The sequence below is a fragment of the Pedobacter sp. BAL39 genome, from assembly GCF_000170795.1.
Classification (GTDB): Bacteria; Bacteroidota; Bacteroidia; order Sphingobacteriales; family Sphingobacteriaceae; genus Pedobacter.
The window spans coordinates 48907-68420 of the sequence record NZ_ABCM01000016.1; the positions used below are offsets into that span (position 1 = coordinate 48907).

Sequence of the window (19514 nt, forward strand, 5' to 3'; positions counted from 1 at the left end):
AACTACTCCACGCCAGAGAAACTACTCCACGCCAGAGACCTGCATTGGTATCGTATAAACGGCATCTTTAGCAGTAATGAACAGCAGCTTTCTATTTTTCCCTGCAAAACAGACATTGCTCGCCCCCTTTGGAACTTTAATCGTGCCCAACGCCAGTCCGGTCGAATCAAAAATGTTTACCCCTTCCCCACCAGTCAGGTATAGGTTTCCCCGCTCATCCAGCGTCATGCCGTCGGACCCTTTCTCAGCGATCAGCTTGCGGGAGGCCAGATTTCCATTTTTCAATATCTCGTAACGATAGGTTTTCCCATCGCCAATGTCAGCAACATATAAAAACCTCCCGTCGGGAGTTCCTACGATGCCGTTCGGTTGTTTTAGTCCATCAGCAACTTTTACTGCCGCAGTGGCCCCTTTGGCCAGATAATAAACATCCTGGCTGCCCAGATCGGGTTTCGTCCGGGTCCAGTAATCCCGCTGATAATAGGGATCTGTAAAGTAAATCGCGCCTTTATTATTGATCCACAGGTCATTCGGCCCATTGAATTGCTTCCCGTTAAATTGATCGAGTAAAATGCTGACCTGCCCATCCGGACTGACCGACCATATTGCGCCTTTTTCATCGGCACACACCAGCAGATTGCCTTTTTTATCAAAATAGGTTCCGTTTGAACGTCCGGTCTTGTCCATAAAAAGCGTCATCCCGCCAGAGGAAACATCATACTTCCAGATCTTATCGTTGGGTTGATCCGTAAAAAATACGTTCCCTTCAGCATCCCTCGAACAGCCTTCGGTAAAAGCATAACCTGCACCCGCAAGTTTCAGACTATCCTGGACAAAAAGGCCGGAATTCACCTGCCCCTTAGCAATGAAACTTGTAAAAAGAACTGGAATCAGAAGATAACTACTCAAACGCATAAACATATCAATTGAAAAATCAGGGATAAATGCCGGATTGCAAAATACTAAAATGAAAAATAACAGCTGAAGATTCTCAATAAAAAAAAGCGGAAATGATCATGTTGACCATTCCCGCTCATCTAAATTAACGCTCTCCTATATAAGACGCCCAAATCACTGATTTATTGTGACCGATAAAAAAATTTGAAAAATCCTGTACCAGCATTTTTTTTAAAATACAAATCAGGGCTGACATAAGGCTGTCACCAGCCCCTGCTTTCTTTGTATCAATTAATCTCAACTAAAAAAAATACAATGACAACAGCAGAAAACAACACCACATCATCAACCAGCTTCCTGAGCTCCAACGATCTTTTTAACGAGTGGCTGGGACACAGACGACTGACAAGACGCGTGATCGAAGCCTTTCCGGAAGATAAGATCTTCGACTACAGCATCGGTGGTATGCGCACTTTTGCCGACATGGTCAAAGAACTTCTGGATGTCTCCGCGCCTGGGGTCAAAGGGATCATCACCGGAGAATGGGGCAACGAACAGGGATTTACGGAACATTCAGCGAGGGCGGTTGCTGCTTCGAAAGCAGATTTGCTGGAATTATGGGACGCTGCTACTGCAGAGATCGTTACTTACCTGCCACAAATCAGCGGAACACGCCTTCAGGAACGCATTCTTGCCTTCGGAATGTATGAAGGGCAGGTCTTCTCTACCATCCTGTATTTCATTGACAACGAAATCCACCACCGTGCGCAAGGGACGGTATACCTTCGAAGTATGGGCATCGAGCCCCCTGCATTCTGGAACAGGGATTAGTCCTGCCTGTTAACGATCAAATCAGCACCTCCGTCTAGGGATAGCACCTCCATCATCTTCCGCAAAATGATGGAGGTGCTGGTTTATATTGTTGCTGACCCAGATCAACAGGCCCGTGTAAAGTACTGTCCGATCAGGCAGCGTGTTTCGGCAGCTGAAAGGAAAACGTGATGTGTTCATTATGGAGCTGTACAGAAAGATCACCGCCATTCAACTGGATATATTCCCTGCAAAGGTGAAGCCCCAGTCCGACTCCCTTTTCATTTTCAGTCCCATATGTTGCCTCAGTGACACCAGCAGCGAGCAGCTGCGCTGTATTGATGTCGTCTGCATTCGCTACGGTATTGGATACGCAAACTTCAATATCTTCATTTACATTCCTCAGTTCCAGGGCGATCTGTTTCCCTCTTGGGGTAAATTTGATCGCATTGTCGATCAGGTTCCTCAGGATCAGCCGGATCTGGTTTTTATCTGCGTAGACTTCAAAAACCCCTTGAGTATATATTCCTGCTTCAATCTGCTTTTTCTGCATTAGAGGGGCATATACGAGCATTAACTCGTCGAAAAGCAACTTCAGGTCGAAGACTTCCGGCTCGGCCTTCGCTCCTCCCATTTGTCCTTTAGCCCAATGTAAGAGGTTATTTAAGGTGTTGTATATCGTTTCAATATTCTTTTTATTCTCACTGAGCATGAACTGAAAGTCCTCAATTGTCAGCGCATCCATATCATTCAGCGACAAGATGCTCATCAGGCTGTTCAGCGGACTGCGCAGGTCGTGGGCAATGATCGAGAACAGTTTATTTTTAACCGCATCGGAGTTCTCGAGCTCTTTGATGGTTTTACTGAGCAACAGCGTGCGCTCCGCTACGCTTTCCTCCAGGCGCTGGTTCTGGGTCTGTACGAGCATCAGGTTTTCATCCCGGATCACCTGCTCGGTCTGCATGATGATGCGATAGCGGTCACCAAGCGCAAAAGAAAGCAACAGCAATTCAATGGTGGAACCAATGGGAATGAGCTGCATCGTGAATTCATTGGTGCGGATAAGCCCGCCGAGGCTCAGGGTCACAATACCAACGGTTACCCAAATGAACAACCAGGCCAAAATATAATACTTTGCAGGTTTGTGTCCCCTGCGGTAGGCAACGACCCCTGAAATCCATACGACCAAAGACACCGAAATGGTGAGCAGCTGCGCTATAGAAGCGGAAATCGCCTTATATCCGAGCATGCTGGTAAAGAACATCACCAGTCCAACGGCCGCAAGAAAGTAATAGGCTTTCAGCATTCCCGGAACCGTGCGGTCCAGGTTTAAAAACTTCCTGCAGAACAATAACGAGGTAAATACCGACAGACTTAGAAACACATGCGGATGGTAATTAAAGATGATCCGTATGTCGTCTCCGAACATGAAGCCATAACCCCTGATGTAAATGAGTAGATACAAGGACAGGGTCAGCACATATATTGAATAATAGAAATAGGTGATGTCCTTTAAACTAATGAACAAAAAGAAGTTGAAGAGCAGTAAGGCGACCAATACTCCGATGTAGACATATTCAATCCTGTCTTTTGAGGACCTGCCATTCATCATCGCTTCTGCCGTGGATAGTTTAAGCGGTGCCATAAGGATGTTATTGGTCTTTAACCGCAGGTAGATCACATTGCTGGTGACCTCCTTCTCAACAGGCAGACTGAAAACAAAATGGTTTTCGATCATCACCCCTTTCATTGGTTTTGAAAGGCAGCCCGACTGAAGGAGCTTCCATCCTCCATTGCCATCTGACATGTGGCAGTCGATGTGTTCTATGTTAGGTGCATCAACAACAAGATAAGTCTGCGTTTCCCTCAGCGAGCGGTAGTTAATTTTCACCCAAAAAGCGGAGCGGCTATTGCCGAAATTAAGGATATCTGCCTTGCCTTGCTCAAACTGACCTGCCCGGTCAATGGCCATTACCTGAGACAAATCCAGCGCCGCCGCTTTATCCTCAAGATAAGTGACCTTTTTACCTATATTTTTGTAATCGAAACCAATGGAGTCTGCATAGTCAGTCGCAAAGCCAGAAATGCTTGAAAAGAGTAGCAAAAAAAGAAGGGCTCCGGTCCGGGAAATAAACCTGGCAACATGAACCAAAAAAAGACTAATCATTCGCTATCTTGAATCCTGTAAATCTGCTGAATTTGTATCGGGCCTTAAAATTATTAAATATTATGCGCTCCTCAAAGTGGAAATCCGCCAAAGCGCAATAAAAACGACCAATTGATGCAAACAATTTATGCTTTTTTCCGTTTAAGACATAATTCATTACGAAAACGAATATTCATTATCTTGGGATACCACATCTATATAAAGGCACTACTGGTGCTGCTTTTTACAGGCATGAGCATCCAGCTCAAGGCACAGAATGTCCATGCTACCGACTCTTTGCGGAATGACTCACTCAGCGCGGACAGCATTCCCCAGCAAGGTGCAGATACGCTTTATAAACAATACGACATTGGAGACCTCATCAGGAACCTGCTGCACCCAGGAAGAAAAACCAATCCCCTGAAGAAAAAATCCGCCGTTACCACCATCCCAAATGTGGCTTACAACCCCAGCATAGGCGCACAGATTGGCATCAAGGCGGTTGCAGGAAAAGTTTTGGGCAAACAGCCCAATACACTGATGTCTATCGCCGCTACCTCCGCATCAATTACGACGAAAGGCATCCTCTATTTCTATCTCAACCACAACGTGTACACCCCGGGAAACACTTATAACTTCCAGGGAAGTATGGTCGCGGCGAAAACAGTCACACCCGATTTTGGCCTGGGTATCGGTAATGCCGCTAATGGCTCTGAAGCTGATCTGGCACTCAGCAATCCTGGACGGACTGGCTATGTGCTCCACGCTGAATATTACAGTTTCAGGGAAAAAGTATACAAACAGGTGAAGGAAAATCTTTTCCTCGGTGCGGGTGTATCGTTTGACATCAGAAGAAACATTGAAGACCGCGCTACGAGCAATGAGCTGACCCCCTACAACATCTATAGTGACAGGTATGGGTTCAACCGCAACCATTACCAGTCGAACGGACTGCTGTTCAATGTACAATACACCACCCGCGACAATCAGAACCGCGCCTATAAAGGGATTTATGCGGATGCAGGTATCCGCGTGAACCAGACCTGGCTGGGAAGCTCCAAAAGTGCAGTGCAGCTGACTACTGATTTCAGAAAGTACTGGAGCCTCTCTTCACAAAACCCGGAACACGTCATTGCCTTCTGGAACTGGGGATCGTACCTGGTCAGTGGCGCCCTGCCCTATCTGGAGTTGCCGGGAACAGGGAAGGATGCCTACTTCCGCAGCGGACGTGGTTATACGGTAGGCTACTTTAAAGGGCCTCAGTATTTTTATTCAGAACTGGAATACCGCTTTCCCATCATGCGCAACAAGTTTATCAGCGGTGTTACCTTCTTCAACATCCAAACTACCAACGACGAGCTGGGCACAGCTTTGTTTGAACGATGGCAGCCCGGTGGGGGCGCCGGCCTGCGCGTGCTGTTCAATAAAGCTACGCGTACCAACTTATGTCTGGATTATGCTTTTGGAAATTATGGCGCCAGGGGATTTTTTCTTGGCCTGACCGAAGCATTTTAGTCGCCATAGAAGTAAACCCTATCCCGGGTAAATACATAAGCAAAACAATGATTGTTTCGTAAGGAAAAAAAACGCTATCATTGTTAATAATTCATTACAAAAAACCAGATATCCCTGTTAAAGTCAAGTTGATGAATTCGCAATTATTATGAAGATCAAAGGTTTAAATCCATCTTTAAGATACCAGCAATGCAATCTGAAAAGATGACCAGAAAACAATGAGCGGAATAAAAAATCTTTTTGTTTTCCTTACTGAGTATGATCAATCCATCAGGATAGAATACCGGATGTTCAATGTCATGTGTCTGATCGCGGTTCTGACTGTTGCCGCCTCCATTCCATTCACCATTTTTATCGGCTTGCACAGCACATCGCTGATCTTACTGGCCATGTTGCTGGCATTAATGTTCATCTATTTCCTTGCAAGGTTCCGACGGAGGTATACCCTCGCCATCCTGCTGGTGGCCACCTGTGTGCCGGCCCTGCTCTGCGTCAATTTCTTTTACAGTGCGGGGATCATGGGATCCACACTCCCCTCACTGGTACTGACATTGTTCCTGGTACTCATCGTGATCGGCAGAAAATTCTCCATACTGCTCACGGCCATTTGCCTGATCAGTGGAATGGTCATCATCGCTACGGAATACTTCCACCCTGAGCTGCTTGCGCATACGGTCATCAACCGGCGCAGCATCTACATCGGTACTGCATATACTCACCTTTTTAGTGTGTGCGTCATTTTTTTCGGGATTTACCATCTCAGAAGAATCTATTACAAAGAAAAGATGGCTTCTGATCACAGGGCAACTCAGCTGGAGTTAATCAATGAAGAGAAAAACAAGCTTTTTTCCATTGTAGCGCATGACTTACGTGCGCCACTGGCATCGATACAGGGATACATGCAGCTGCTGAAAGTATACGATATCCAGTCAGATGAACGGGAGACGATGGAATCTAAACTGACAGAAGCCCTGAGTGGCACGCAGCAGATGCTGGACAACCTGCTGTCCTGGTCAAGATCCCAGCTGACGAGCATGACTGCGGTACTTGGTGCCCACCGCATGGTCACCATATTGACGCCCATGCTCCAGATGCAGCAAGCCATGGCCCTGGAAAAAGGATTGACCTTCGATGTGACCCTTCCCGAAGAGGTCGGCGCCTACTGTGACGCAGATATGCTGCAGCTGGTGGTCAGAAATCTGCTGGGCAATGCGATTAAGTTTACTCCCGTTGGCGGAAGTGTCAGGTTTATTGCTGAGCAAGGGAAAAACGATTGCCTCCTGATCGTCACGGACACCGGTATCGGCATCCCCGCAGAGAAATCGTCTACGATATTCTCCTTGAAGACAAAATCTACCTTTGGCACCGACAACGAAAAAGGAATCGGCCTTGGCCTTTACCTTTGCAAAGAGTATACCCTGCTTCAGAATGGTAAGATCTGGTTTGAGCAGAACAAGGTGCAGGGCACAACTTTCTACGTTTCCTTACCGCTGACACCTGCAGCGCCTCAGACTAGCTAATCTGAAGCACCCAAACTGATACAGAGCCTGCATTACAGTGGAACTCCGCCCAGCCCTGCTCGTCAATTACGACTTCCTCTGTCCGGTGTCCGAGTTTGTCTACGAATACTTTTCCGGCGAATTGCTGTCCGATCTCCATGGACTTACGCCCTTCATCCCCGTTAGACATGATGACCGCGCAGCCGGAATTCTCATGATCCTCATCTCCTGCCCTCGTCCAGCCGATGCAGTTCGGATGGTCAAAATAATCGCGCTGCTCACCATAAGCGAGCTTTTTCCTTACCAGTAACATCTCTTCCATTCCCGGCATTTTATTCAGCGTCACCTTATGGTCGCCGCCATCTCCGCCCTGATCCACATACTCGGCACCATACAGGTCCGTATAAAATACACATGGATAACCTTCAGCGCGAAACAGGATCAGCGCATAAGCCAATGGGCGGAACCACTCGTCTACCGGCTGCTCCAGCGATTGCAAAGGCTGGGTGTCATGATTCTCCACCAGCGTCACCGCCAGATCAGGATGGGCAGACAACAGTGTGCCATTGAAGATCTCAGAAAGAGGATAGGCATTTCCCTCCTTGGAAGCTTTATGAAAGTTGGCCTGAAGGGGCGCATCAAACAAAGACATCCGTCCACCGGTTACTTCAATATAGTCGATCAACGACTGCAGGTCGTAGGGCGACCAGTACTCGCCGACAGTAAAAAACTCCTGTTTGAAGGCCGACCTCATCTCATCCAGCCACTCATTGTAAAAACGGGGATCCATATGTTTGATGGCGTCAAGTCTGAAACCACTCATCCCTACTGTTTCGTAAAACCATTTGCCCCACCTTTTCACCTCTTCACGTACATGAGGGTTCCGGTAGTCAATATCCGCCTGCATCAGGTAATCGTAGTTACCGTGCTCATGGTCCATCACATCCTGCCATCCTTCACCATACTGGTTCTGGATGCTGAAGATCGCCGTCTCATCATTCCGGGCATCGTAATCTACCCCCGCAAAACATTGAAAATCCCAGGTAAACTCGGAATACTTACCTGCACGACCGGGAAAGGTAAATTTGGTGAACGCCTCTATTTCGTAAGGCTCACTAATAAATTCATTCCTGTTTTCCGGGTCTACCTTCCTTACCATTACGGGTTCAGCGTCATCTGCCCCTCCCATATGGTTGAGTACAATATCCATATATACCTGCAGGCCAGCATCCTTGCCGGCATTTACTGCATCGATTAGTTCTTGCTTTGTCCCGTATTTGGTCGCAACTGATCCTTTCTGATCGAATTCGCCCAAATCGTATATATCATATGAATCGTAACCGTTGGACTGATCTCCCTCAGTCCCTTTATGCGCCGGTGGAAGCCAGACCGTATCAACCCCTATATTTTTGAGTCTTGCTGCTTCCCCTTTAAAATGGTTCCATAAACTGCCATCGGCAGGATAATACCATTCAAAGAACTGCAGCATTGTAAAGTTTTCCATTTAGCTAATTTAGATGTTTATTTGATTCCCCCAATCATTGATACCTGGAAGTAACCATTGATTTCATACCATTAACCAAAGCGAAGGCATAAAGTTTTAGCGAATCAACAATTCTGCGGGCAGGCGGCGGCCGACTGTTATGTCGCAACGCCCTGATTTATCTGAATGGACCTCCGAAAAGCAAAGTCAACCTTTAAGCGGGTTCCCTGGCCTGTAAACAAAAAAAGGAAGTTTCTTTGTGCAAGATGCTTCCCTTTTTGTTTTCATAGTATAGATGTACCAGACAATAAGCAGTAATGATGCCACAAATTGGTTTTGGGATAAATAATCATAAAAAGATAAAATCAGAAACCAAATCCATAAATTGCCGTTTTAAACAAAATGAAAACCCCGCCCCTCAATTTAAAAGAAGTGTATATCAACGCCATCGCTGAGTTATATGCTGCAGAAAAAAAGTATGAAAAGGCTTTTGAACAGCTGTCTTTAACCGCACACACTCCTGAGCTGGGCAGCGCACTTTCGCCCGAACGCACTGAAATTGAGCAGCACATTTCCCGTCTTGCGATCATCATGGAACCATTGAAGCTCAAACCTTCCAGGATCACCAACGCCATAGACGACGAACTGCTCAAACTATCCAAGGAGGCGAGTGGCTTCGCCAAGCAACAGTCTGTACTGAAAGACATACAGTTGCTGCACTGTGCACGCAGCATCCAGCACCATAAAATTGCCGCTTATGAGTCACTGTACCTGATGGCACAGGCCATGAAAAAAGAACCTGCCGCCGCTTTGCTGGAACAATCCCTGAAAGACAACATCAATACTGAACGCTATCTGACGCAACTTGCACAAAATGTAATCTACCCTGCCGCCGCCCTGTCGGAAGCCGATTAGTTCTTTGCGGATAATCAGCAACTGCCCGGCGAATAATAATCTCCGGATCTGATGGGATACTGAAACATTACATTTGGATGTGGCAAAATCCCTGCCTCCATCATTTATAAAAGCCAGTAATGCATCTTCATAAAGAAAGAAAAATGCCGATAACACTAGTGATCCTTTCCCTGCTCGTCATCTGCGGGATTGCCGCCTGCAACTGGTCGGGGGGTGACGACCGGCTGAAGAAAGCATTTGAGACCACTGCTATACCGCAGCAATATGCAGATTACCAGGTCCTGGATACCAATACCGGGATGAAAGACTACACTACCGTGTTACTTGCCAAAAGTGACGATTACATGGCACCAAGCCCCATCAGGATGCATTGGCTCGTCAATGATCAGCCAATGCTTGCCGTTTACCGTGACCAGGAGGAGCCGGAACCCGGCTACCATTATTATAAACTTGATGAACAAGGTAACCCGAAGGACTCGCTATACGTTTCTTCGTCCACAAGAATGCAAGTGGGCTTCATGGGCCCCTATGCCCTGCACATTTCTGACCAGGAATATTACTATACCACCTGGCCTTTGGATGGCAGCCACGCTAAAAAACCGATTACTACCCTGAACAAAGACCTGGAATGGACGCCTGAAAAACTGGACAAGATGTACCAGGAGGTTGTTCGTGATGGCCAGTATGCTTTTAACGAACCCATCTACCTCAGTCCGGACGAAAGGCTTCACCGGATCTTCTTTATGAAAGCCGGTAAATATTATGTCCTCTTCAAAAGTGACAAGGGAAAGCAGGGCTCCCGTACCTTACCTGAGTTCAACCCACTTCGGACGGTAGACAATGAATTTTACAGTACCAACGACCACCGTCAACCACTTGATGTACCGCACTTCAAACTGCGCCATTTCCAGAAGGTATACGAGATGAAGTACCGGCACTCCATCGGCGGGGGCAGTCCTTCCTTCTCCACGAAAGGATGGGTAGGACGTGCATTCTTCGATGTCACCATTAAAAATAAAACCATAAAAATCAGAAAGGACAACATCATTATTGAAACCAGGGCTTCAGGTGATGAGCAAGTGCGGTACTACCTGAGCAATGGTATTGACGTATCGGTATCCCAGTTCTATTTAAATGTGTTTACCGATAGCAGGTTAAGTTATGCGCTGGTATCTACCAATGCGCGGGAACTGTACCTCATCAGACCCAAACAGACAGATACACCTTAACCTGTTAAGCATTTTCCAGATCAGCAATCACCAGTTTTTTCATGTTCATCAATGCGCTCATTACCCGCTGACCTCGTTCCGGATCCTTCATCAGCGCTCCGAGAATTTTTGGGACAATCTGCCAGCTCAGACCATACTTATCTGTTAACCAACCACAAGCCACTGCCACACCTCCGTCCGCAGTAAGTGCATTCCAGTAGGCATCGATTTCATGCTGAGTATCACATTCCACCACAAATGAAATGGCATCATTAAACTGAAAACCATGACTAAAGGAGCTGTCCATTGCCATCAATGTAAAATCAATGAGGTTAAACTGTGCATGTTTTACAAAGTCCGGATCCTCGCCATCGGTCTTGCTGTAATTCAGTACCCCCTCGATCCGGCCATCAGGAAATAAGCGCGTATAATACTCCATAGCAGACAAAGCCGATCCTGCCTGTGCACCGGTAAACATCAGCGTGGGACTAAACTTCTGCCTTTTATCCGTTGCCTTGCCGGTATACAGCTGCCAGGAAACACCATACTTGTCTTCCACCCAGGCATAGTTGGAACTCCAGTCGTAACTGTCCAGGGGCATCATCACCTTGCCCCCGGGAGCAATTTTATTAAAATACGCGGTCGTTTCCTCGGCGCTCCCGGCAAATACCATAAAGGAAATAGAAGGATTAGGGACTGATGTTGGTCCATCATTCAGCAGCATAAACGTTCCGGAATGCCATCCGGGAGCAGAAAAGAAAGTTTACTTCTGACCTGCAGCCCGCAGCATCAGCTGGTGCAGATCTGTATTTTTAACAAGAGGTTTCAGCAACTCACTTCCTGGCCCGAACATGGCCAGCTCCACATAGTCGCCTGAATGGCCCATGGATCCCCATGATACCGATGTTCGTGGAACTTGTAGCTCAGCGAGTAATTTGAATGGTAGCTTTTTAGGATTATACAGTCCATCACCGTCCATTTTCTGGTAATGCGACAACAACTCTGCAGCTTCTGCCTCTTTAAATACCAGGCCTTGCGCGGCTTCAATCCGCTCAATCACCTGCTTCGCCGTATCATTTCTGGTGATCCCATTTAAGATCCAGTCGTTGGTATGCTGGAAAGACCTGATCCTGTCAAAATTGGCATTGACATCTCCTCCCGCGGAAAATAACCCGGGATTTGCATTGCCATGATCAGTAGTCATTACCACAAGCGTATCGCCGTGCTGCTCCGCAAAGGCAAGTGCCACGCCAACAGCTTCATCAAAAGCCACCTGATCGTAAATGAGCCCGCCAACGTCATTGGCGTGTGCTCCCCAATCTACCCGGCCACCTTCAACCTGAAGGACAAAGCCATTTTTATTTTTCTCCATCAGCTTGATGGCCGTTGCCGTCATCTCCGCCAGTGTGGGTACCTGCTCTTTTTTTGCAGCATCATGCTCCCTGTCCAGGCTATACGGCAGCCCGTCTTCATGAAAAACACCAAGTACAGGTTTTGTGGTCCCGGCATTGTGGGCCATCATGTCTTTGCGGTTTCTAAGTACGGAGAATCCTTTGGCAGTAAAATCGGCAAAAAGATCTCTTTTGTCTTTTCTTTTCTCCGCAGCAAAAAACTCTGTGCCACCACCCATCATCACATCAAAGCGAAGGTCAAGGTATTGCGTTGCGATGCCATCCTGATCGCCACGTGAATCGCTGTTCACGCAAAATCCTGCCGGTGTGGCATGGGTAATCGGAACGGTAGTCACACATCCAACCGCTTTACCCGCAGCCTTAAATTTCTGCAGGATGGGTTTATGAAATGTACCGTCAGCAGATACGTTCAGGGAGCCATTGTTTACCCTGACACCGCCACCCCAGGCAGAGCTGCCCGCAGCAGAATCCGTTACCAGGGCATTCGCCGAAGCAGTATCCATCAGGGCACGCACCCCCTTCTGTTGTTCGTAGAGCGACAGCCAGTTGGAGGATTTGCCATCCCTGCGTTGTATGAACAGGTTGGCCATGGTCAATGTGCCAATGCTCATGCCATCACTCACCATAAATATGATGTTCTTTGCGGTCTTCCCACCGAAATCCGTTGCGGCCCGTTCTGCCGCCAGTCCCGTTAGGGGTGCCATTGCCGAACCTGCGGCAAGTATGGTGGTATTCTTAAAAAAATCTCTTCTTTTCATGATCTTATTTTCATTATCAAATAGGACTGCCCCAGCACTCCGGGGCAGTCAGTACTTACGCTTACAAAATTGGGAGCCTCGCTGTTGATGCGGCAAAACTATAGGCTCAGTATAAGCTCAATGTTTAGCCAATGTTAGCGAATCAACACCTTTAGGTCACATCTTTGCGCCGATCTATTGTCCATAACCAGGATTCTGCTGCAGGTTTCCGTTCAGGTCGATCTCACTCTTCGGGATCGGGAAGAGCTCCTGCCTTTGCGGCACAAACCTGCGCCCAAGCTCATTGATGCCATTGATTTTTTCATTGGCCATGCCCAGTGTGATCAGGTCAAACCAACGCTGGCCTTCCATTCCCAGTTCTACCCTTCGTTCGTGCAGCACTTCCTGGTTAAAAGCATCGGCACTCATCCCCGGCCTGAAACCTGGCATGTTTACCCTGCTGCGCAGCTCATTGACGGCATTATAGGCAATTGTGGTCGGCCCATTCACTTTATTCTCCGCTTCTGCCAGCATCAGCAGCAGGTCGGCGTACCGGAATACCACCACATCAAGACCTCCATCACCACCGGTAAGGGTGTTATAAGTGTATTTTCTCAGTGCAAAATCAGTTTCCAGTGAGGCGTTACCCGCTTTTCCGGCGTAGGTGCCAAAGAAATAACGCATTCCCGGCACATACACACTCGCCAGTAGGCGCGGATCGCGCGCCTGGTAGGGAGCCGCGGGATTGACCACAGAGGCTGGATCGGTCGTAGGAAGACCGTCTACGCCATAGAAATCACGGACAAAATTGCCATGTATGGAAATCCTGGCCGTCTGGTTGGCCTGATTGGGTGCGTAGTTGTTGTGCAGCGATTGCCCCTGACCGACAGCAGCGTCGAACTTTACCTGAAAAAGAACCTCGGCATTGTCTTCATTGCCTTCTGTAAAAAGACTTTCGTAATTCAGCTGCCCGTTGCTCCCATCACCCACCGTAAGCAATTTTGCACCGGCGGCTGTAGCGAGGTTTTTGGCAGTATTGATCGCATTCAGGGCATCAGTCCAGCTGGCTTTGCCCATACGTGCTTCATACAATAATACCTTGGCACGCATACTCAGGGCCGCCTGTTTGGTCAAACGACCGGTCTGCGACTGATAGGCTTTGGTTTCCAGTAAATTTCCCGCTTCGTCCAGCTCCGTTTCAATAAATGAAATCAGCTCCTCCCTTGAGGCCTGTCGCAATGCCAAAGCTTCATTACGTGAGATGGAAGTCAACACCAGGGGCACACGACCATACAAATACACCAGCCGCATGTAGGCCAGAGCACGGAGCACCCTTGCCTCCGAGCGGATTACCTGACGCTCAGCGTCGGTCATGTCGCCAGGCGCAGTGATGTGGTCAAGCAGTGCATTGGCCCTTTGTATCACCTGGTAGTTATAAAGGTAGTACTCGGCAAGCTTCTCTGAGTTGTCCGTTCCCCCCAGTCCTTTGGAAAAGTTGATCAGCTCTGCCGCCCTTGTATTCAGGATGGCATTGTCGGAGATCCCCTCCAGTTCTATGGGATTACCAAATACGGCGCCCTCGCGCAAAGCCCGGTAAACACCGAACAACCCTGGCCTCAGGCTATTCGCATCGCTGTAAAAAACTTCCGGCGCCAATGTATCTTCAGGCAGCTTCTCGAGAAAGTCCTTCTTGCAGGAGCCTAATGATGCCGCCAGGAGCAAAATGGTTAAGTATTTAAATTTCATATATGATTCTCTTTATAATTTAGAAAGTAATGTTCACACCGCCGGTAATGATTCTGGCCTGCGGAAGTGAGGTAGTCACGTAAGCTTCAGTATCTAGGCGCTCCGGATCAAAGTCCTTAAATTTTGTTTTCGTCCATAGGTTCTGTCCATTCAGGTAGAGGCGGATGCTTTGTACAGGCAGTGCCTTCAGCGTACCTTTATTGAACGTGTATCCAATCTGGACATTCTTAAGCCTCAGATAATCCCTGTTCTGTACCCAGAACGACGATGGAAGGCTTTCCACAGTTTTACCGTTGTAGCCACTTCTGTCAGACCATAGGCTGGGCATGGTCGCGCTGGGGTTTTCAGGTGTCCAGCGGTCCTCCCATATTTTACGCAGACCTGCTCTCGGGAAAGGGCCATTCAGCCTGGAGATAAAGGCATCGGCCTTACCGATTCCCTGAAAAAGCGCAGCGAAGTCAAAACCTTTGTAAGCGGCATTCAGGTTAAATCCAAACAACCATTTTGGCTGCCTGTTCCCCATCACCACACGGTCCTTTTCTGTAATCACCCCATCGCCGTCGGTATCCTGGATCCTGAAGTTTCCCGGCACTGGCTTCCCGAAAAGCGCATGATCAGGGGCATTGCTGATCTCCTCATTGTTCTGAAAAATCCCCTCCGTGATGTAGCCATATATGGTGTTGATGGATTCACCGCGCATCAGGTAAATGTTATTGACGGCACTGAGCTCCACCCGGTCGTCGGCTCCACCCAATGAAGGATTGATGGCAAGTACCTTATTTTTGATGTAGGTAATGTTCCCACCAACACCAACGGTCACTTCACCAATCTTGTCTTTATAATTCAGGGTGGCTTCCCATCCTTTATTTTCTACCGATGCCGCGTTCACAATGGTTGGGCTCACCACGCCCGTCACCAGCGGATTGTTGAGTTCGGTCAGGATATCATCTGTGCGCTTCACAAAATAATCTGCCTCCAGCGTAACCCTGGAATTCAGAAAGCCCAGCTCCAGACCGATGTCTGTGGTCGTCGTCGTTTCCCATTTCAGGTCGGGATTGCCGAGCGTCGCCAATGCAGCACCCGAAACCTGCCCCGTGCCCAGCACGTAGTTATTTTCTAAGGATACCTGCGATGCAAATGGGTACAATGCCGTGTTCTGATTCCCAAGCTTACCCCATGAACCACGGACTTTCATATAGTTGACGATATCTTTGTTCCAGAAGGATTCATTCGAGGCTACCCAACCTGCTGAGAATGAAGGAAACATTGCCCAGCGGTTATTCTTGCCAAAACGTGATGAACCATCTCTGCGCAGGTTTGCTTCAAACAGGTACTTGTCTTCATACGCGTAGTTCAACCGGCCGAAGAAAGAACGCAATGCCCACTCTCCTTTCGTGCCGGACACCAGTGTTGTCCTGGAACCTTTACCGAAGATGATCTGGCTTGGCACAGCAAATCCTTCCTGCGACAACCTGTTGTTTTGCTGTTCGGAATGCTCCTGGTTAAATCCGAAGAGCCCCTTCAGGGTGTGTTTACCAAAGCTCTTTTCATAATTGGCCTGCAGCCAGCTGGTGACGTTAAACCTGCTGGACTGGATGTCTGTCAGGTTGCTTGCCGGATTGGTGACGCTCAGCTGCGTGCCCGTCATCCAGTCGTATTGTTTGAACTCTTTGTTGGCTTCTTCGGCATGCCTGGTCTGGCTGTTAAAAGCCAGGGTACCTTTGATCGTAAAATCTGCAAACGGTTCATAGGTCAGAAACGCACTTCCGAGAAGGTCATTGTTCAATGCTGCTGTACGTTGTTGATCGAGGATCGCCCTTCCACTGGCACGGTCATTTCTCAAACCCAGAATAGCCTCAGGACCGGCATATCGGCCCTCACCGTCGTAAACCGGTGTTAAAGGGTGTTGCGTAAGCCCGCCTTCAAAGGCCAGACTACCCTTGCCTGTAAGTTCACCTATGTTCTGCTGACTTGCCAGTGAGCTGGTTCCCCTTGCGTAAGAAAAAGAAACACCGGCATCAAAGCGCTCGGAAATCTTCATGTCCATATTCAGACGGCTATTGAACCGTTTGTATTGCTGATCGCCATCCAGAAGACCGTCCTGATCAAGATAGGCGGATGAAAACAGGTAAGAGATGCGGTCGCTTCCTCCATTTACCGACAGTGAATGCTGACTGATCGGAGCGCGGTCCCTGAAGATCTCATCAATCCAGTCGGTAGAGGGCAGCTGGGCATAACGTTCAATGTCTGCATCGGTATATGACACTGAACTGCCCGTATTCTGCATCGCCTCACGGTATAACTTAAGATAAGTGGCATTGTCGGTCACCATCTCCGGAAGAACGGTCGGCGTAGCTACTCCAGTATAATAATTGTAGGAAACACTGGTTTTACCATTCATCTTTCCCCGTTTGGTAGTCACCAGAATAACACCGTTAGCAGCCCTGGATCCATAAATGGCAGCGGAGGACGCATCCTTCAGCACGCTGACTGATGAAATGTCTGATGGATTGATGTTGTCCAGCGGCCCCTCAACTCCATCAATGAGGATCAGTGGATTGGCATCGTTCAATGTCCCCGTCCCACGGATCCTGATGTTGGCCTGGTCGTTGCCAGGCTCGCCGGTATTGGCATTGATGTAAAGACCGGGCGTAACTCCTGAAAGTGCCTGCGACAGCTGCGTGACGGGCCGCCCGGCAATCTGACTGTCTCTGATGACGCCCACTGATCCCGTCAGGTTTTCTTTTTTCTGGGTGCCATAACCTACGACGACCACCTCATCCATCTGTGTAGACCTGCTGTCTTCCATCTCCACTACTACAGTGACCTTTTGTCCTGCTTTTACGTTGTAGCCACAACGTTTTTCAGTCTGCATTCCAATGAAGGAAACAGCGATACAATAGTTCGTATCTGCCGGTACTGCCTGAAAGACAGCCATCCCCTTGTCGTCTGATACAGAACTGCGGGAAAAAGACAGGTTGTTTTTAGCTACATTTACTGATGCGCCAGGTATTACCCCTCCATTTTTATCCTGTACAATTACCGTGATGCTGCCCCGCTCCTGAGCGTGCAGGCTGATGCCTAACAACAGCGACAGCAACAGCACAATCATGCTTTTACACTGTGTTTTCCTTCGTTTTCTTTTAGTCATTTTTGTTCGATTTTTAGCAATAGTCTCCCCTTTACGATCGAAAGACCGTTAGACACCTGCAGTTGTCGTTGTTCAGGGGGTATTTATTTGGTAATGATAAATGTGTGATTTGTCTTTTTTAAGGTCAGTCCGTTGGCAAGGACAATGGCATCCAATATCTGCTCCAGCGGATCATCCTTGGTGTAAGTCCCGTAAAAGGACATTGCACGTACTTCTTTAGGCTGAAAATCTATCCGAACGTGATAATGTACCTCCAGCTGCCTAAATACCTGTGCAAGTGGGGCATTTTCAAAAATCAGCGGTGCATCAGGCTTCACGACCATTCTTGGCTCCGGCCGTTCTTGTCTCCTTTGAGTGGAAACCACCAATTCGCCCGTCTTGGTTTTATAGTTTAAGGTTTGTCCGGGGATCAGATAGGCAAGCAATTTCCCGACACCTTCCTTTTCACGCTTAATGACCACCTTTCCCGTGATGAGCCTTATGGTGATCTGCCGACTGTTATTATTTCCTTCCACCCAGAAGGATGTGCCGAGTGCAGTCGTTGAGATATCCCCTGATAACACAATGAATGGCTTTTTTCTATCTTTCGCAACTTCAAAGAAGGCCTTGCCACTCAACACAACCCGGCGCCTGCCGGCTTCAAAAGGTGCCGGCCACATCAATGAACTTCCACTTTCCAGTTTTACCACCGAACCGTCTTCCAGCACCGTAGTATGGACATCCGCTGTATTGTTGAGGAGCCTTTTGAAAATCTGCTGAGGTTTCCCCACAAGTACTGACGAACGCCTGAAAAGTTGCGCTTCCTGATGATGGACACTAAAGAACTGAACTGCTGCGAAACCAACAATAAGTGCAAAACATGCAGCAACAGCATATAAGATGCGGGGCAATCTGGATACTCGGACTGCACCTGCCTGCTGTTGATTGACCTCATCTATTTTTTGCTTCATCAGCCATCCATTGCGCTCATCCAGGAGCTGCCCATCTGCGAAGTCCAGCTGATCCATCCATTTCTTTAACAGCATCGACTCCTCCGGACTCGCCTGCCCGTCCAGAAACTTCTGAAGAAGTATTTGTAAAGCTATTTTGTCTGCTTGCATATACAGGGTAGTTGCAGAAAAATGAAATCGTACCAGATGAAGGCTGTTAAGTTTACGTTAACAAATCGGGATGGAAAGATGAAGCAACCAGCCAGGCATTAAGCAAACAACCAGACGATAAATAACGATGAAGCGCTGCCCACACCCTGTTCCCCTGCCGCCTTTCGTAGTTTCAGCATAGCATTGGACAATTGGTTTTTAACGGTCTGACTGGAAATACCCATCACTTCAGCAATCTCTGAAATGCTCATCGACTGTTTGTGTTTGAGGTCAAAAACCCGCTTCATCTTCTCCGGCATCTGCGAGACGGTTTCTTCTACCAGATCGAGCAATTCTTTATATTGTGCCTCGTGATCCGCATCCGCAAGGTAATTTGAGGAATGCTGCGCAGGCTGTTCAAGAAAATAAGTATAATTCTGAAGGTGTTTTTCTTCAAACCCACGTTTTCTGAAATGCATGAACACTTTGTAGTATAGCGCGGAAACGAGGTAATGCTCTACCGACTTCTCGATTTTCAGCTGAGCCCTGCGGTTCCATAATTCGATAAAAAACTCCTGCACAAGATCACGGGCATCTTCTTCACTGCCAGTTTTGCTCCAGGCAATTTTAAACAGCTGACGCCAGTAACGGTTATACAGATCGGTATAAGCAGTGTAATCCGATTCCCTGATCAGGTCAATAAGCGACTTATCTGATGTCTCCACGGCGGCAAAAGTAAACTCCATTTATTAAGACATTGTTAAGGAAAGGCTATTTATCGCCTGAATCATGAGCTATCGCCTGAATGATCGATACTCATCTGTCACATTGCAGCCCCAGCCGACCTGGCGGTGCCAGAGCCGACAGATGAAACTAGCGAGAGTGGACAGCTGAAACAAAATGATACAAACAAAGG

General features: G+C 47.9%; 14 protein-coding genes. 5 read left to right on the plus strand and 9 right to left on the minus strand.

Annotated elements, in window-relative coordinates:
- Positions 1 to 21: 21 nt before the first annotated feature.
- Positions 22 to 915, minus strand: coding sequence for an SMP-30/gluconolactonase/LRE family protein (locus PBAL39_RS18160; RefSeq protein WP_198139847.1), 894 nt, complete (start codon positions 913 to 915; stop codon positions 22 to 24).
- A gap of 297 nt (positions 916 to 1212) precedes the next feature.
- Between PBAL39_RS18160 and PBAL39_RS18165 the strand changes: the two genes are divergently transcribed.
- Positions 1213 to 1728, plus strand: a complete 516-nt coding sequence (locus PBAL39_RS18165; protein WP_008244221.1) for a DinB family protein — start codon at positions 1213 to 1215, stop codon at positions 1726 to 1728.
- Between the two features lie 133 nt (positions 1729 to 1861).
- On the opposite strand, the gene PBAL39_RS18170 is transcribed toward PBAL39_RS18165, so the two are convergent.
- Positions 1862 to 3811, minus strand: a complete 1950-nt coding sequence (locus tag PBAL39_RS18170; protein WP_198139848.1) for a sensor histidine kinase — start codon at positions 3809 to 3811, stop codon at positions 1862 to 1864.
- Positions 3812 to 4054: 243 nt separating this feature from the next.
- Between PBAL39_RS18170 and PBAL39_RS18175 the strand changes: the two genes are divergently transcribed.
- Together PBAL39_RS18175 and PBAL39_RS24795 are read left to right on the plus strand one after the other, a co-directional pair.
- Positions 4055 to 5368 (plus strand): BamA/TamA family outer membrane protein, encoded by a 1314-nt coding sequence (locus PBAL39_RS18175; protein WP_008244231.1) that lies wholly within the window; start codon positions 4055 to 4057, stop codon positions 5366 to 5368.
- 218 nt (positions 5369 to 5586) lie between these two features.
- On the plus strand, positions 5587 to 6888 hold the full coding sequence (locus tag PBAL39_RS24795) for a sensor histidine kinase KdpD (RefSeq protein WP_008244234.1): 1302 nt from the start codon (positions 5587 to 5589) through the stop codon (positions 6886 to 6888).
- Here PBAL39_RS24795 and PBAL39_RS18185 read toward each other — a convergent pair.
- Positions 6881 to 8371, minus strand: a complete 1491-nt coding sequence (locus PBAL39_RS18185) for an alpha-amylase (protein WP_008244235.1) — start codon at positions 8369 to 8371, stop codon at positions 6881 to 6883. The genes PBAL39_RS24795 and PBAL39_RS18185 overlap by 8 nt on opposite strands.
- 381 nt (positions 8372 to 8752) lie before the next feature.
- Here PBAL39_RS18185 and PBAL39_RS18190 point away from each other — a divergent pair, with 381 nt between their 5' ends.
- Both PBAL39_RS18190 and PBAL39_RS18195 read left to right on the plus strand, forming a co-directional pair.
- Positions 8753 to 9265, plus strand: coding sequence for a DUF892 family protein (locus tag PBAL39_RS18190; RefSeq protein ID WP_008244237.1), 513 nt, complete (start codon positions 8753 to 8755; stop codon positions 9263 to 9265).
- A 143-nt stretch (positions 9266 to 9408) separates the two neighbouring features.
- A complete protein-coding gene (locus tag PBAL39_RS18195; protein ID WP_157274098.1) occupies positions 9409 to 10494 on the plus strand; it encodes a hypothetical protein in 1086 nt (361 codons plus the stop codon).
- 4 nt (positions 10495 to 10498) lie between these two features.
- Here the strand turns inward: PBAL39_RS18195 and PBAL39_RS18200 are convergent, their stop codons facing one another.
- The 6 genes from PBAL39_RS18200 to PBAL39_RS18225 form a co-directional block, all read right to left on the minus strand.
- Positions 10499 to 11197: a VOC family protein gene (locus PBAL39_RS18200; protein WP_008244239.1), complete on the minus strand. Its 699-nt coding sequence runs from the start codon at positions 11195 to 11197 to the stop codon at positions 10499 to 10501.
- A gap of 39 nt (positions 11198 to 11236) precedes the next feature.
- Positions 11237 to 12643: an alkaline phosphatase gene (locus tag PBAL39_RS18205; protein WP_008244241.1), complete on the minus strand. Its 1407-nt coding sequence runs from the start codon at positions 12641 to 12643 to the stop codon at positions 11237 to 11239.
- Positions 12644 to 12817: 174 nt separating this feature from the next.
- Positions 12818 to 14368, minus strand: coding sequence for a RagB/SusD family nutrient uptake outer membrane protein (locus PBAL39_RS18210; protein ID WP_008244242.1), 1551 nt, complete (start codon positions 14366 to 14368; stop codon positions 12818 to 12820).
- Between the two features lie 19 nt (positions 14369 to 14387).
- Complete coding sequence (locus PBAL39_RS18215; RefSeq protein WP_157274099.1) at positions 14388 to 17519, minus strand: TonB-dependent receptor; 3132 nt, start codon at positions 17517 to 17519, stop codon at positions 14388 to 14390.
- A gap of 83 nt (positions 17520 to 17602) precedes the next feature.
- Positions 17603 to 18619 (minus strand): FecR family protein, encoded by a 1017-nt coding sequence (locus PBAL39_RS24800; RefSeq protein ID WP_008244247.1) that lies wholly within the window; start codon positions 18617 to 18619, stop codon positions 17603 to 17605.
- A 98-nt stretch (positions 18620 to 18717) separates the two neighbouring features.
- Positions 18718 to 19344, minus strand: coding sequence for an RNA polymerase sigma factor (locus PBAL39_RS18225; RefSeq protein WP_008244249.1), 627 nt, complete (start codon positions 19342 to 19344; stop codon positions 18718 to 18720).
- Positions 19345 to 19514: the final 170 nt, after the last annotated feature.